Genomic DNA, 14,533 nt, shown 5'->3' with positions numbered 1-14,533 from the left:
AGAGTTGGACTTCTCCGCGACGGTATCTATCCCACGTCGCGAAGAGAATTTTCATACACTCAAGCTGTCTGCGCTTGCTGCAGCGCTTCGCTCAACGCCATCAGGGCAATCTCCAGATCAGGCTGCCCCTGACGGGGCAGGCTCACACGCACATGCTGATGGTACAGGCCGCCCACACTGAACAATTCCCCCGGCGCTATCGACACCTGGCGGACGAGTAACTGTTGGAATACCTGGCGCATGTCCACGTGGTATGCCGATTTCAGCCAAAAGGTCGCACCACCTGCCGGCATGTCGCAGCTCACCTGCCCGCCCAGGTGTTGCTCCAACTGCTGGTGCATTTGCGTTGCCTGTTCACACAGCAAACCGCGCAAAGAGCGCAAATGCCGGTCGATTCGTCCGCTGCGATACAGACGGGCAATCGCGCGCTGGCGTATGACCGACAAGCGGAACGAGCGCAGCAGGAACTGACGCTGCAATGGGATGCTCAAGTGCCGGCACAGCACATAACCGTAGGGCGCTTCGGGACCGAGCACTTTTTCGAACGAGGAAAAAACCATTACGCGCTCAGGGTTCACCAGGTCGCGCAACGCGGTCCCGGCCGGCTTGAAACTCAACTCCCCCCAAGTGTCGTTCTCAAGCAGCCAACACGCGTGCTGGTCCAACAGGTGTGCCACTTCCATGCGTTCAAGGGGCGTTAGCGCCCTTCCCGCGGGTTGGCTGACCGCCGAAGACAGCAGCGCCAATTGCACGGGTTCGTCGCGCAATATGCTTTCGAGTGCCGCCAGGTCCGCACTGCCATCCTTCGCCCAGGGCCATTCGATGATGCGCACCCCGGCATCCTGTAACAGCCGTAGAATCAGCCAGTCGCAAGGCGACTCGACGATTACCGTGGTGCCTCTGAGGCCCAGCGTCTCAATCAGAATATCCAGTACACCGCGCAGATCGGCGCCAATAAACACGTCATCGGCATGCCAGCAGCGATTCGGCGATGAGGTGTAGCGCGCGGCCACTGCCGCCCGCAATTCCCATACCCCGCACGGCTGCGACCACGGCTGCAACGGATACTGGCGCACCAGTTCGCGCTCCAGTCGCAGCAACGTTTCGTCCAGTGACGCCAGCAAAGCAGGCTCATCGCCGCTCAACACCACCATGCCCGGGCGCCGCGCCTCCCGATACACACGCTCGAGCAAGTCGCCGTCCGTGTGCCCCGACGGGCTGCACGCCAGTGGCCAAGCGTAATAGCCCGACTTGGCCACCGAATACACCTTGCCCTCCTTCTCCAAGAGCGAGTACGCATACTGGATCGTGGAAATCGAGACATTCAGGCGCAGGGACAGTTGACGCAAGGACGGCAACTTCACGCGAGTGTCGGTACTCACCTCGTTGATCAGGTTGACCATGTAGCGATACACCGCCTGATAAGCGAAGTCCGCCTGCCGCCCACCGCGCAGGGTCATCGCCCGGAAAGCTGCAATGCCATTTCGGGCCGGGCCGCGGGCCGTTCATAACGGCGCGTGCACACCGTATTGACAGTGCCATGCACCAGTGGACGTTTTTGATACAGCTGCTGGAGCAAGGGCAATGGCAACCCGCTGGTGTCGCTGACCCACTGTTGCAACATCTCGGAGGCGGGTTTGCCCTGCAATACCTTGTGCAATTCCGGCAGCGCCACCAGCATGCCCGGGTGGCATTGGCGCAAATAACCTTCAAGCCGTTCACCGTGGTGAATGAAGGGCGAAAACAGCAGACACAGGAGCTTGCTCTCCTCCACACCAAAAAACTGCCGGGCTTGCTCTGCCGCGGCCGCGCGACCTTCAGGGCTGATCGCCTGAGACAGCATGGTTGGCGGCGCCTGACGTTCCTGCAGATAGGTTTGCGCCTGCATGAAGAACTCCTCGACCCCGACTTCATACTCAAGCGCCCGCAGGCATTCGGCCTGCAAGCCTTGCAGGTGAGCCATCAACGGCGCGATGGCGTAAGCCGAGTGGCTTAATTGAAACCCCAGCGGGTCGGGGGCATGCGCCATGAACTCGCTCAAAAGCGGCGCGTGGCTGCCGCTGCCACCCTCCAAAAGATCGGCAACCCCGATGTAGGCCAGGTGACGATGGACGCCGGGGCTTGCGTCGGCTTTCGCAGCGTAGTGTTCGCCGTACAGGTCGCGGGCGATGTCGTCGCTCCATTGACACATGCGTGCAAACAACCCGTTGAGCGATGAGGGCTTGCCCGCCGGCATCTGTGCGCCAGTGGCCTGGGCGGTCTTCTTCAGCCAGCCCAGCAGCTGGCCTTGTTTGCGCGGTGAGTCGCCACTGACCACCGCATGCACCCCGTCATTCCAGGCGGTGACGCGCTGGAAAAAAACGCCCAGGGCAAGATAGGTGTCGTTGCACAGGGTCGCGCGAATATCCCCCGAAGTGAAATGCCCCATCATCAACCTGTCGCGCTGGCTCGCTTCACGCCCGCAGGCGGATGCCGGGCGCTGGTGGTTGAAAGGCAGCACTTCGTCGTTGTCCACCATCAGCAATTCGAGCCGGGGGTCATCATGAAAGAACAACCGACTGTAGCCGCGATGAATGTTATCCAGCATGCCTTGGGTCATACCGGCATGGCGCAGCGTAGCCACGCGAAGCCGAAACGTCCTGGGGGCCCGGCCGGCGATGGTCAACTGGGCTGCGCGCAATAATGCCAGGGTATAGCTGCTGACCCTCCCGCCACCATGGGCCACTAACAGTTTGTAATCTCCCACCTGATCCATGCCTCCGGCGGCGACGACAATGCGCTGGATCAGTAATTGAAGCGTGGTGCGCTCTGCGCGGTTGAAGTGCCCAATCAAGCGTTGCAGAACTTGCTGGTAAACATAATTCATGGCTTGTTCGTGAATAGCGCTCATTGTTCGACCACCTGAGTTGTAATATCAGTTTCAAGCAACTATTAAAAGTATTTGCTCGTTATAGGGTGTAGGCAGAATGTCCTGAGGGTCAGCATCCTTATAATTAAATGCTGACACCTTGCAACATACCGACACGGACTGCTTATCGGCGCGCGTTCGAAGCCTTCCTGGCCACGAGGGGCTCTGGAGCAAGCTTCAGGGAAACGGCCAAGCATGCTCCTAAGAGCATTCCGACAACTTCCTACAGCGCTTTAACTCCAAATTCAGCGAGTTATCAGACAGACAAAAACCAGTGCGCATTAATATCCGCGTTCGTGCCGTTTGAGTTGATACCGCATTGATGCGCCCTGAAAAAAACGCCAACAGCATGAGAGAGTCATTCATTACTCAGTCCTTGAGATGAAAGTGAAGTCTCAATTATCAGGACTGAATTTTTGATTAACAGACACAGAACCCGGTCGAAAACCAGTTCAGATAAATGAAGGGCTGCGGCTTGATACCGCACACACGAAGACGCCGCACTGGGATTCAGGGCGGCGCCGAGGGAAAAGGTAACTTTTATTGGCCGGAATACCCCTTGCACGCTTCACACAATGCGCGGGTTAAGCCCTGTCAAATGGCGCATTTGCCCCATGCGCCCGGAGTTTGGATTATCCGTTTACGAATACTCCTACACGTCAAACAGCTTCAACCTGCAAGGCAACACGCTCACGGCACGGGCATTCGTCCATATATCGGTGCGCTTCCACGAACTGATTGAACGGAAACACCGTGGTTTTCAAGGGTACCAACACGCGATCGGCTGTCAGCTGGTTGATATCCCGCAGGGCACGTTGCAAGGCCACCTGGTCCTGGATGATGCCCAGCTCCGGCTTGCCGGTGAAGTTGCCGATACAGTGCACAAAGAACTGAATGTTTTTCTGGAAAGCCGCACACGCCGGGAAAGGTGTCTGGTTGCCACCTTGCAGGCCGTACAGCACCAGGCTGCCACGTGGCGCCAGCACATCACCGAGCAATGACATCTGCGGGCCGCCCAGGCCGTCGAATACTACGTCGACACCCCGGTTGTCGGTGAACTTGTTGATCTGCATCAGCAGGTCCTGTTCTTCGGTGACGATGACCTTTTCCGCCCCAAGGGACAGCAGGTACTCGCGCTCGGCGCTGTCCTTGGTCGCCGCAATCACCCGAGCGCCCAGGGCCTTGCCCAACTGCACAAAGGAAGGGCCGGCACAATGGCTGGCGTCAGTCACCAGTGCAAACTGACCAGGTTTGACCCGCGCCAGGTCAACATACGCAAAATAGGCAATCAGCAGCGGCGTGTAATGCACGCTGGCTTCAATCGGGCTCAACACATCCGGGTAACGGGTCAGCGCCGAACGGGGCAGGACAATCTGCTCACCGTACACCGGGTAATCATTGGGGCTTTCGGCCGGAAAACTGGCCACTTTATCGCCTACTGCCAGGTCGTCCACGCCGTCGCCGAGAGCAACCACAACCCCCGCCATCTCATGGCCCAGGCCGGACGGGAGGCGAGCGTGGGAAGACGCCAGGTTCTGGCGCCACAGAATGTCGTACCAGCTGATGCCTATCGCGTCGACACGCACCTGCACTTCGCCCGGTGCGGGCTGCGCGGCTGCATGCTCTTCGCACTTGAGCACCTCGGCCGGACCAAACTTGTGAAAACGGATCGTGCGGGACATCGCAAACCTCGTCAAAGTAACCTCTAATGCCATGAACTCTATCTGGGCTTTCCCGGTAAGACCATCGGTCGCCGTTAATAGTCGACATGCCTGTCATTGATTCCGCAACTGAGGAATAGACCTCAAGTGTCGTAGGAAAACTCAATTATCCTGTGCAGAGTACCAGCCTTTCCCCGTAAGATTCAGCCTGGTCATCGTTTCTGCGTGGCCGCTCTCGTCAAGTTTGCTGACTCAACCAGGACACAAGATGAACCGTAACGACCTGCGTCGTGTCGACCTTAACCTCTTGATCGTATTCGAAACCTTGATGCATGAGCGCAGCGTGACCCGCGCGGCCGAGAAATTGTTTCTCGGCCAACCGGCCATCAGCGCAGCCTTGTCGCGCCTGCGCGGTTTGTTTGACGACCCGCTGTTCGTGCGCACCGGCCGCAGCATGGAGCCCTCCGCTCGCGCCGTGGAAATCTTCGCCCTGCTCTCTCCGGCCCTGGACTCGATCTCCACCGCCGTCAGCCGCGCCGCCGAGTTCGACCCGGCCACCAGCACCGCGGTCTTCCGCATCGGCCTGTCCGACGATGTCGAATTCGCCCTGTTGCCGCAATTGCTCAAACGCCTGCGCGCCGAAGCGCCGGGCATCGTGCTGGTGGTGCGACGCGTCAACTACATCCTGATGCCGGGTTTGCTGGCGTCCGGCGAAATCTCCATCGGCGTCAGCTACACCGCCGACCTGCCGGCCAACGCCAAGCGCAAGGTATTGCGTCGCAGCCTGCCAAAACTGCTGCGGGCCGACAGCATGCCGGGCTCCCTGAGCCTGGACGACTTCTGCGCACGGCCGCACGCGCTGGTCTCCTTCGCGGGCGACCTGAGCGGTTTTATCGATGAAGAGCTGGAAAAACTCGACCGCAAACGCCACGTGGTCCTGGCTGTGCCGCAGTTCAACGGTTTGGGCACACTGCTCGCGGGAACCGACATTCTGGCCACCGTACCGGACTACGCCGCCGAAGCGCTGACATCCGCCGGCGGTTTGCGCGCAGAAGACCCGCCGCTGCCGGTACGCACGTTTGAATTGCACATGGCGTGGCGCGGGTCGCAGGACAACGACCCGGGCGAGCGCTGGTTGCGGTCGCGGATTCAGATGTTTTTTGGCGATCCTGAGAGTCTTTAGGTTTCGTCGGGCGGGCTGTTCATCTGATCATTTCTGCCTTTCCACAAACCATGGAGCTCCATTCACTTCCAGTGGATTGCTACGTTGGGGCACATCTGAGGGCATGCTTGGGATTGTTTTAAAAGGCGACCGACTCAACCGCAGCGCCGCTTGCGCAAGACGCTATCTACCAACTGCGCATCTACGAAATTTTCGAAGACAATAAGGTTGCGTTTCATGAAAGATTTCGTGATCACGCCATGCGCATCATGGCCCGTCATGGGGTCGACATCATCGCACTGTGGCAAACCAAGACCGACCAGCGTACCGAGAGGATGCGCCAGGGTAGAGCAAACCTGATGGCTGACCAGGAATGGTCTGCCATCAAAGAAAAAAGCGCCGCGGGGCACGGCGCAATGGTGGGCCAGATTCAAGAAAAGGTGATGGCGTTGACCGACTATTCACGGATAGCTGCCGGCCTGCCACGGCCTTGATGCATATGCGACTACAGTTCCTTGAAACGGTGGCGCGGCCTCCCGGGCACCGGCAACCGGATGCTGTAGATATTGCCCGCCGCCGGATAGTCCGCGTGCTCGGCCGCCGACATGCCGAATTTGGCGGTGGTAATGAACAGGGTACGCATATCCGGTCCGCCAAAGCAGCAACTGGTGGGCCGTGGCACCGGCACCGGCAAAGTCTGCAGCAGGACCCCATTGCGGTCGTATTGCAGCAGGCAGCCTCCGTTGAATTGGCAAACCCACACGTTACCCTCGATATCCAGCGCCAGGCCGTCCGGTCGGCCCAGTTTCTCCGGTGTCCGGGCGAACACCGATACCTGTTGCAGGTGGTTGCCGTTCGCCAGGTAAGGAGCGCGGTAGAGCGTGCGGGCCACCGAGTCGACGAAAAACAACTCGTCCCCCTCACTTGCCCACGCCAGTCCATTGGGCAGGCTGATACTGTCCAGTATCACCGAGGCGTTCAGCCCGGCGTCGTAGCGAAAGAGCTTGCCCGTATTGCGGCTGTGACCTTCATCCATCAAGCCGGTGATGAAGCGGCCCTGCGGGTCGCATGCACCATCATTGAAGCGATAGGACGACAGCGTAATGGCCAGCTTTGAGTTCTGGGTGACCCGCAGACTGGTGCGGTCGAGGATGGCAACGCCTGCATTCCGGGTGAAAATCAGGTTGCCCTTTTCAGTCAATGCCAGGGCGCCAATGCGCGCAGGCGACTCATACAGTCGCGTCAGGTGCCCGTGCAGGTCCAGGGCATTGATCTGGCCGCCACTGATGTCGACAAAGAGCAGGCACTGATGGGTTTCATCCCAGACCGGGCTTTCACCCAGATCGGCCTGGCACGGTGAAAGCAATTTGAGCTCTTCCTGAGCAGGCATATTCAACGCTCCTTGATGTGGTCCCAAAGCCGGGCAACTTGTTCGGCACTGGTGGCCGTCACTCGGGCCAGATCGACCGGGTAGTCGACACCTGGGTTTTCGACAAACCGCGTCGCCGTAAACTGGCCATTGCTGGCACGCAGGACATAACCAGAGTCCTGGCACTGCTGCGACGCCAGGAACACCACGCCAGGCGTCACCCATTCAGGCTTGAGGTTCTCCGGTTCGCCCGTCACGCCCCACATGCGGGTCTTGGCCACTGGGGATACCGCATTGACGAGAATGCCGGCTTCCGCGCCTTCCATGCTTAGCGCATTCATGATGCCCAGTTGTGCCATCTTGCCGGCGGCATACGCCACCAGGCCCGGTTGGGCATATTGCTGGTACATCGCGCGGTCGGATGACGTCAGCACGACCCGTGCGGCAGCAGACTGTTTGAGGTGTTTCCAGGCATGTTTGCATAACCACACGGGGGTATAAATATTGATATCCACCGCGCGGCCGATGAATGTTGCATCAGCCTCTTCAATCGATTGATAACCGACCCAGCCGGCGTTGTGAATCAAGATATCGAGTTGGCCAAATGCCTCGATGGCCGTTGCCACCAATTGCTCGCAACCCTGTTCGCTGGACAAGTCCCCATGATGCCCTGCCACGTTGAACCCCTTGTCCCTGAGGGCATTCGCAGCCTCCATGGCGATGGAGCCATCGCCCCCGGCGCCCAGCTTATCTGCGCCGATATCACTGATCACCACATTGGCGCCCAGCGTGGCCAGCGCGTGCGCATAACTAAAACCGAGCCCTCTGCCAGCGCCCGTTACAACTGCGGTCTTTCCTGTAAAGTTCATTGACTGTTTCCTCTTGAGTGCCACCTCACCTTAACAATGAATATTCACGCTGTTTAATACTAACGACGGCGCAAGTTGATATCTGGTTCATATCAAGTTGATGTTCAACCCGAATAATCCCTTGATAATTATTCGTCTGACAGCCCATCCGGAAACCACTCCACGGCATTCGGATCTGCTCGATAGCGCTTGCAAGTTTTGGATCCAAAGTTCAACTTAGCCATGTTTATTCTTTAGTCGAGCGCCTGTTTGCCGGTAACATTGCCGCACCCAGTCCACAGATCAGTTCAAATGAAGGAACAGAAGAAATGATCGAAACCCGCCTGCTACGCCAATTCATCGCGGTGGCTGAAGAGCTGCATTTCCACAACGCCGCCATTCGCCTGCACATGGCCCAGCCCCCGTTGAGCCAAGCCATCAATCGGCTGGAAGACAAACTGGGGTTCAGTCTGTTCACGCGCAATAAACGCGGGGTCAAGCTGACCCCCGCTGGCGGTGCATTTCTGAATGCGGCTTACGGCACGTTGAAGGAGTTGGAGCTGGGCATCGAACACGCACGCCAGGTGTCCGAGGGCATTGCTGGCAAACTCACGGTGACGGCGGTGTCCATCGCCTACTACGAGTCACTGCTCAGTACCCTGCGCCAGTTCCGCGAGACCTACCCCAAAGTCCAGTTGATCATCAAGGAGATGCCCTCTTCCAGCCAGGCCAAGGCCATTCTGTCGGGAGAAGCGGATATTGCCTTCATGCGCAAGTTGCCGATCTCGGCGGAAAACGTCGAGTCACGCCTGTTGCTGGACGAAGAGATCGTGATGGCGCTGCCCGCCCATCACCTGAAGGCAAAGGAAAGTCAGATCGACTTGAGGGACTTCGCCGGGGAAGACTTCGTATTCACCCCCGAAGCCCTGGGCACCGGCTATCACAGTCAGCTGATCGCCTTGTGTGAAGCCGCCGGTTTTTACCCCAAGGTGGTGCAGGAGCCCGCGCAGATCCATACCTTGATCGGCTTGGTGGCCTGCGGTTTCGGCGTTGCCCTGGTGCCTGAGTCGATTGCCAACTCAATCATGCGCGACAAGGTCCTGTTCCGCCGGATCTACCCCGTGACCGCCTCCCCCAACCCGGCCATCGGCCTGTATATGAGCTGGAACACCCACAACGAATCACCGTTGATGGACAGCTTCATTTCCATGCTCGACTTCAATGCCGCTCCCCGGGTCTAGGGGATGTTGGCTGCTCAGGTCACTTAGAGCGCCCAGCGAGAATTGGCGAGCCGACCGATAAAGTAAAATACTTTCGCGGTCATTAGTAAGAGCCTGCAGATATCAGAAAGAAAACCCGATACTTGACGACTCGAGCCTCTTTTTTAGTTAGGGTCGCGCCCCCCCCGCTATACGCCAACTGCCGAAAATTACAACCAAACAAACAGCTCATCATGGATTAATACGGGCGCCATCAAAAAGCAACTAAGCCTCGTCAATAGTATTAAACAGAGATTTTTATAGTATTTCTCATCTGACTCTTCGCGCCGCACTATCACCGCCACCTTTGCAAGAACGCGTTCCGGGCATCGCCACGGCAGCCGGTGTAACAAGACGCCAACTTAGTGCACCCGCGCCGGCTGGATCCCCGATTCACGCACAGACAAAGAGACGCTGAATGCTGACGACACACCCACATTTCCAGGCCATGGTCACTGACTGGACACCCTATACCTGGCGCTCACGCCCAGCCTTGCATCAGCCCACCTATCCCTGCACCGCCGAGCTGGAGGGCGCTCATGTGGAGTACTTCCGGGGCATTCGCAATCCATTGGGCGTCAAGGTCGGTCCCGATGTGAGCCCCCGATGCCTTGCTGGCGTTGATGGATCGGCTCAATCCCCGCAACGAACCCGGTCGTCTGACACTGCTCCACCGCATGGGCACTGACCAACTCCGGGAAACACTGCCTGCCTTACTCAACGCCGTCACGCACTCAGGCAGCAACGTGCTATGGCTGCGCGACCCCATGCATGGCAATACCGAAACCCTGACGTGCGGCACCAAAACCCGACGCTTTGAGCAGATCATGCGCGAGATTGAAGCGGCCTCCAGCGCCCATCGCAAACAAGGCACTCGCCTGGGCGGCGCGCGCAACCTGCAACCCGAGGACCTGTCCCGACGTTACCTGAGCAAGGTCGACCCACGCCTCACCATGAATAAGCCCTCGATCTAGCTCTACGCGTTGCACACCTGGCCCGCTGAGACGACCCCGCCCTTCCCCGCAGCCGAGTTTTTATGCCCGCCGTCATCTACATTTTTTCGCTCTGTACTTTTACATTCGGCTTGTCCGAATTCGTCGTTGCCGGGTAAGCGGATGGCGAACACATCTTTACTTCGCCCACACATCGATCCGCTTTCAACTGCTATATAAGACTCCGCCTCGCTAAGAGGTGTAAGTAGGTCGTGGGAGCGATGCGATCATTTGATCAAAGGCCACCACCGCATATCTTCCATCAAGGCTTTTCAAGGTTGGCATTTCTGAAGGAAACCCGAATCGCACTCTGCCGGGAAGCACTTCATCCATAGCTGAGTACCAGGTCAGCAGAGCTTGTTGGAGACGCACGTGTAGCTCGAATCCACTCCGTCGGCGGGTGGTGTCTGCTTTGGCTCGCTCTCGCGCCAGCCGAGGATCTATGCGGCCAACAATGTAACAGTCAGCAAAGCCAATACGTCCTTGTGCGATTGTTTCTCTTGTGGCGTCCCACTCTATTCGCCAGTTGTGTTCGCTCGTCTCGCCGATCTGCCAAAGGCTCCAAATGTAGTGGAGCTTGAGAGGGTCACTGTCACACAAAGCCCACGAAGAAATGTCTTCCATGGCCAACGCTTTTTGCCAGCGATCCACGTTCCGCTCTGCCCAAAAAGTTGCTGCTCCGACTGGATCTTTTATCCGATCCGGCTCGTTTTCAAAACGGCCGTTTTCAGGAATGACATGTTGCCCTCCATGCTTGGCGCACCAAGTCGTTTTCCCGCTGGCGCTGATTCCTTCAACAACCAAAATCATCGTTATGGCTCCTCCGTTAATTGCGCCATCCTTGCAAGTCCCAAATCATCAGGGCTTGCGTGGTTTTTGCCGCCAACCACTGATGCGGCAGCAGTTGCTCGATCTCGCTCTCCCGCTGCGTCGGCAATGGAGCCACATCACGTACACCGGGCAAATGCCAAGCGCAAGGCCGCACCGATATCAGCAGGGGCGCTCTCACAGGGAACAGCGATATGCAGACTTTCGCTGATACCCTTACCGCTCCAAAACTCCAGTTTTTCATGATGACTGGGACGAATGGTTATCTGGCCTCCCCTACGCTCGATACTGCACTTTTTCATGTCTTTGAACAGTGCGCGTCGCGTCTTGTAGCCAAAGCGCTCCAACTTACTGTCCACCCACTGCTTATACCGGTGAAGGGTCAATGTGTTGTCGTACAGGTCTCGATCAAACGTAGCTTCAGGATGCATCCACACATCCTTACGCGGCTCGGGAAGCACAAAACGGCTATGAGCCAATGCGCCCAATACAGCCTCACCCAGTGCCCGATCACTGATATCCGGAGTGGCGTGATGCTCGACCCCCAGCGGGTCTGCTCGGCTGGATCGATAGCCGGAGTAAGTTTTGACATACACAAGCTCGTTGTTCATGCCTGCATCCGCCCAAGCTGTTTTCACCACATCATCCATCTTGATGCGCCTCGGTGATTTTTACAGTAACCAGGCTAGTACCGACCAAAGAGGTTACGCTGGACCTGAATCAGGTGCGCTTCGATCAGCTCGCGTGAGAGCTTCTCGTCGCGGTCACGCAGGGCATCGACAATCGCGCGATGCTGCTCTTCATATTGGCTGCGGCGCTCAGGGGTCAACGAGTTTTTCTTCAGGCGACCCCACTCGCCCTCTTCCCGAATCTGCGTGGTGAGTTCAAGTATTTTAAGGAAAAAGCTGTTGTGAGTTGCTTCCGCGAACGCCTGATGCAGGGCCCCATCCCAGTGCTCGAACTCCTCAATGGTAGAAGCGGCTTCCGAGCGGATGATGCACTCGTCCATCTTCTCGAAATCTGCCGCCGTGGCGTAGCGCACGATCAGACTCGGCATCTGGGTTTCGATCAACAGGCGCGCTTCCATCAGTTCGGCAGGACTGGTCTGCACAGCTGAGGTGCGGTGTTCAATCGCTGGCACCACCAGGCGCACATTGTCGGCAACAAAAGTGCCACTGCCCACAGTTTGAGTGATCAGCCCCATTCCCTTGAGGTTGGACAGAACACGCCGGACTGAGCCCCTGGAGGCCTGAAAGGATTCGCTCAATTCTCTTTCGGCAGGCAACTTTTGCCCCGCCGCAAGCCGGCCGCTTTCGATCTCTTCGACCAGGTACTTGGCCAAGCTCCGTGCGCCATCGGCACGAACGGATTTTTGAGCCACTGCTTCACTCACGCTGAAAGCCTTATGTCAGGAGGGTTGGGTGTGCATGAGCGTTAAAGGTATACCAATGGGTCTAACGCTGCAAAAAGATGGTTGCATTGGTTCTTTTTTTGGTCCTATATCCAGCCACAACCGAACCACAAATAGACCGCAAGAGGACCAATAACGATGAAACTTGCCACCCTTGAAAACGCTGCCGGCGAACGCATTATTGCCATCGTGAATAGCGAAACCGAACGCTTCTGGCCTGTATCCGAGCTTGTCTCAGGCTTTACCGGCGACATGAACCAATTGGTACTACAATGGGACCAACTTAAATCTGACCTGGTACCGCGTGGTGAAGGACAGTCACTGGAAAATGTCACACTGAAAGCGCCGCTGCTACCGCGCCGCAACCTATTCTGTGTCGGCAAGAACTATCACGAACATGCAGCCGAGTTCAGCAAGTCCGGTTTCGATCACAGCGCCAAAGACGGCGAAATTGCACCTGAATTCCCGGTGGTCTTCACCAAGACTCCAGACACTGTTATTGCCACAGGCGACAAAATCCCGCGTCACGCCGATGTAACGAACCAGCTCGACTATGAAGCTGAATTTGCCGTGATCATCGGTAAAGGCGGCCGTGGCATCAGCAAGGTAGACGCCTACGCTCACGTGTTTGGTTACACCATCGTCAACGACATGACCGCCCGCGACCTGCAGAAGAACCACCGCCAATGGTTCCTCGGCAAGTCGCTCGATGGTTTTGCGCCGATGGGCCCTTGGATCTCCACGCCTGACGAAGTCAACGTCGCGGATGCCACCATCCAGTGCTGGGTCAATGGCGAGCTGCGTCAGAACGCCAACATTGGCCAGTTGATATTCGACATCCCTCACTTGATCGAAACCATTTCCGCCGGCATCGAGCTCAAGCCGGGTGATGTCATTGTGACCGGCACTCCGGTGGGCGTGGGTATCGGCTTTACGCCGCCGCGCTTCTTGCAGTCGGGTGATGTCGTTCGCATCGAAATTGCCGGCATCGGCGCTTTGGAGAATGAGGTGGCAGAGTGACTAGCCAGATCCTGGACGGCATTGCCTTCGAGGTTTCAGGGGAAGACGAGCCACTTCGAATACCGGGTATGCAGGGCACCTAAACCGTGCCCTTTCCTCGCGCTAGAGCGGCCCAGCGTCAGGCGACGGATTGCAGCGGATCACAAAACAGCTTCAAGGAAACTCCACCTTGCAATCTGACAAGGCAATCGAACGCCCGTCGGACACAACAAACCGGTCACCGTCAATTCGGGCAAGGAGCAAGCCACGGGCCTTTGCTCCAGCCTCAACAGCTTCGCGCCAGCCCTCTCTATCACCATGGTAAGAGAGTGCATGGAACTGAAGCCCATCCGGCAGATGAATGTTGCAACTGTCGGAAACAACCCCGCCGCTGGTGGCTCTTATCACTCCGGCCGCGTCCAGGAGCGCGTTGAACTGCTTCTTTGCCTTACTCTTTCCATCATCCTCGTAGTAAACGAACTCAACGCCCTCAACAGGACTCAAGCCTGGTACAGCACGCTGCCCACGCTGCTCGATGGCGCCGCCCAGGATTTTCTCCAATGCATCCCGATCACTGCTCATTACCTGTCTCACTTGGCTGCCTACGTTTTGAGCTGTGAAAAAGTAACCACTGGACCATATTCCTGATCAGATATTATCGCTTGCACACAAAATTGCTTGTCTGGGAACTGACTCAACAACACCATCCTCCATGACTGAGCAACAATCCTGCACAGCTGTTCATAAACAGCATCATCCACCCTGTCCCGGCAGCCGCCAAACACATCGTACAGATGCACGTGATTCAAAAGCTTCTCAACCGCTGCCACATCATTATCACAACCCTCCATCCACTCGGAGAATGCCTCAGGGGTAAATCTGCTCTCCAGAAACACACCCGACTCATGACAAACAAAGTCCGGAAACAAGACTTTGGAAAACAACAAGACATCTTCAGGATGTACAACATCACTGATAAAAGAACTCTCATCCAACTCGGACTGATCCGACCATTGAGACTTCCAGCGCTCGTATTTTGTAGACCTGACCGGCTCTGTCGTCCTAATTGTTTTCATGGCACTTCTTCATTGATGCC

At 57.2% G+C, this 14,533-nt stretch carries 16 protein-coding genes; 6 read left to right on the top strand and 10 right to left on the bottom strand.

Annotated features, from left to right (window positions below; translation table 11 throughout):
* Positions 1-59: 59 nt before the first annotated feature.
* The 3 genes from ATI14_RS21600 to ATI14_RS21590 all read right to left on the bottom strand — a co-directional run bounded on the left by ATI14_RS21600 (position 60) and on the right by ATI14_RS21590 (position 4,590).
* On the bottom strand, positions 60-1,460 hold the full coding sequence (locus tag ATI14_RS21600) for an aminotransferase-like domain-containing protein (RefSeq protein WP_016971770.1): 1,401 nt from the start codon (positions 1,458-1,460) through the stop codon (positions 60-62).
* The gene (locus tag ATI14_RS21595) at positions 1,457-2,890 is read right to left on the bottom strand and encodes a hypothetical protein (RefSeq protein WP_080520130.1); all 1,434 of its coding nucleotides are present in this window, start codon (positions 2,888-2,890) and stop codon (positions 1,457-1,459) included. The genes ATI14_RS21600 and ATI14_RS21595 overlap by 4 nt, the downstream gene beginning before the upstream one ends.
* Before the next feature lie 677 nt (positions 2,891-3,567).
* A complete protein-coding gene (locus ATI14_RS21590; protein WP_016971768.1) occupies positions 3,568-4,590 on the bottom strand; it encodes a zinc-dependent alcohol dehydrogenase family protein in 1,023 nt (340 codons plus the stop codon).
* 247 nt (positions 4,591-4,837) lie between these two features.
* Between ATI14_RS21590 and ATI14_RS21585 the strand changes: the two genes are divergently transcribed.
* A complete protein-coding gene (locus tag ATI14_RS21585; protein WP_016971767.1) occupies positions 4,838-5,752 on the top strand; it encodes a LysR family transcriptional regulator in 915 nt (304 codons plus the stop codon).
* A 239-nt stretch (positions 5,753-5,991) separates the two neighbouring features.
* Entirely contained in the window at positions 5,992-6,225 is a 234-nt protein-coding gene (locus tag ATI14_RS21580) for a hypothetical protein (protein WP_016971766.1), read from the top strand.
* Between the two features lie 11 nt (positions 6,226-6,236).
* Here ATI14_RS21580 and ATI14_RS21575 read toward each other — a convergent pair whose 3' ends face one another.
* Both ATI14_RS21575 and ATI14_RS21570 read right to left on the bottom strand, forming a co-directional pair.
* Positions 6,237-7,121: an SMP-30/gluconolactonase/LRE family protein gene (locus tag ATI14_RS21575; protein WP_080520129.1), complete on the bottom strand. Its 885-nt coding sequence runs from the start codon at positions 7,119-7,121 to the stop codon at positions 6,237-6,239.
* Positions 7,122-7,123: 2 nt separating this feature from the next.
* Positions 7,124-7,969, bottom strand: coding sequence for an SDR family NAD(P)-dependent oxidoreductase (locus ATI14_RS21570; protein ID WP_016969242.1), 846 nt, complete (start codon positions 7,967-7,969; stop codon positions 7,124-7,126).
* 308 nt (positions 7,970-8,277) lie between these two features.
* On the opposite strand from ATI14_RS21570, the gene ATI14_RS21565 reads away from it, so the two are divergent.
* The 3 genes from ATI14_RS21565 to ATI14_RS21560 all read left to right on the top strand — a co-directional run bounded on the left by ATI14_RS21565 (position 8,278) and on the right by ATI14_RS21560 (position 10,181).
* The gene (locus tag ATI14_RS21565; protein WP_080520128.1) at positions 8,278-9,189 is read left to right on the top strand and encodes a LysR family transcriptional regulator; all 912 of its coding nucleotides are present in this window, start codon (positions 8,278-8,280) and stop codon (positions 9,187-9,189) included.
* 436 nt (positions 9,190-9,625) lie between these two features.
* On the top strand, positions 9,626-9,895 hold the full coding sequence (locus ATI14_RS32015; protein ID WP_130886723.1) for a 3-deoxy-7-phosphoheptulonate synthase: 270 nt from the start codon (positions 9,626-9,628) through the stop codon (positions 9,893-9,895).
* Positions 9,831-10,181 (top strand): 3-deoxy-7-phosphoheptulonate synthase, encoded by a 351-nt coding sequence (locus ATI14_RS21560; RefSeq protein WP_231124419.1) that lies wholly within the window; start codon positions 9,831-9,833, stop codon positions 10,179-10,181. Before ATI14_RS32015 ends, ATI14_RS21560 begins: the two co-directional genes overlap by 65 nt.
* A gap of 210 nt (positions 10,182-10,391) precedes the next feature.
* Here the strand turns inward: ATI14_RS21560 and ATI14_RS21555 are convergent, their stop codons facing one another.
* The 3 genes from ATI14_RS21555 to ATI14_RS21545 form a co-directional block, all read right to left on the bottom strand.
* On the bottom strand, positions 10,392-11,009 hold the full coding sequence (locus ATI14_RS21555) for a hypothetical protein (RefSeq protein WP_016969238.1): 618 nt from the start codon (positions 11,007-11,009) through the stop codon (positions 10,392-10,394).
* A 137-nt stretch (positions 11,010-11,146) separates the two neighbouring features.
* Positions 11,147-11,677 (bottom strand): contact-dependent growth inhibition system immunity protein, encoded by a 531-nt coding sequence (locus tag ATI14_RS21550; protein ID WP_016969237.1) that lies wholly within the window; start codon positions 11,675-11,677, stop codon positions 11,147-11,149.
* A gap of 35 nt (positions 11,678-11,712) precedes the next feature.
* Positions 11,713-12,420: a FadR/GntR family transcriptional regulator gene (locus ATI14_RS21545; protein WP_165448253.1), complete on the bottom strand. Its 708-nt coding sequence runs from the start codon at positions 12,418-12,420 to the stop codon at positions 11,713-11,715.
* A 156-nt stretch (positions 12,421-12,576) separates the two neighbouring features.
* On the opposite strand from ATI14_RS21545, the gene ATI14_RS21540 reads away from it, so the two are divergent.
* Positions 12,577-13,458 (top strand): fumarylacetoacetate hydrolase family protein, encoded by an 882-nt coding sequence (locus tag ATI14_RS21540; RefSeq protein WP_016969235.1) that lies wholly within the window; start codon positions 12,577-12,579, stop codon positions 13,456-13,458.
* A gap of 153 nt (positions 13,459-13,611) precedes the next feature.
* On the opposite strand, the gene ATI14_RS21535 is transcribed toward ATI14_RS21540, so the two are convergent.
* Together ATI14_RS21535 and ATI14_RS21530 are read right to left on the bottom strand one after the other, a co-directional pair.
* Complete coding sequence (locus tag ATI14_RS21535; RefSeq protein ID WP_016969234.1) at positions 13,612-14,019, bottom strand: hypothetical protein; 408 nt, start codon at positions 14,017-14,019, stop codon at positions 13,612-13,614.
* A gap of 20 nt (positions 14,020-14,039) precedes the next feature.
* Entirely contained in the window at positions 14,040-14,513 is a 474-nt protein-coding gene (locus ATI14_RS21530; protein ID WP_016969233.1) for a hypothetical protein, read from the bottom strand.
* Positions 14,514-14,533 lie beyond the last annotated feature (20 nt).

The sequence above is a fragment of the Pseudomonas tolaasii NCPPB 2192 genome, assembly GCF_002813445.1.
Classification (GTDB): domain Bacteria; phylum Pseudomonadota; class Gammaproteobacteria; order Pseudomonadales; family Pseudomonadaceae; genus Aquipseudomonas; species Aquipseudomonas tolaasii.
This window is presented reverse-complemented; position numbering and strand designations above follow the sequence as displayed.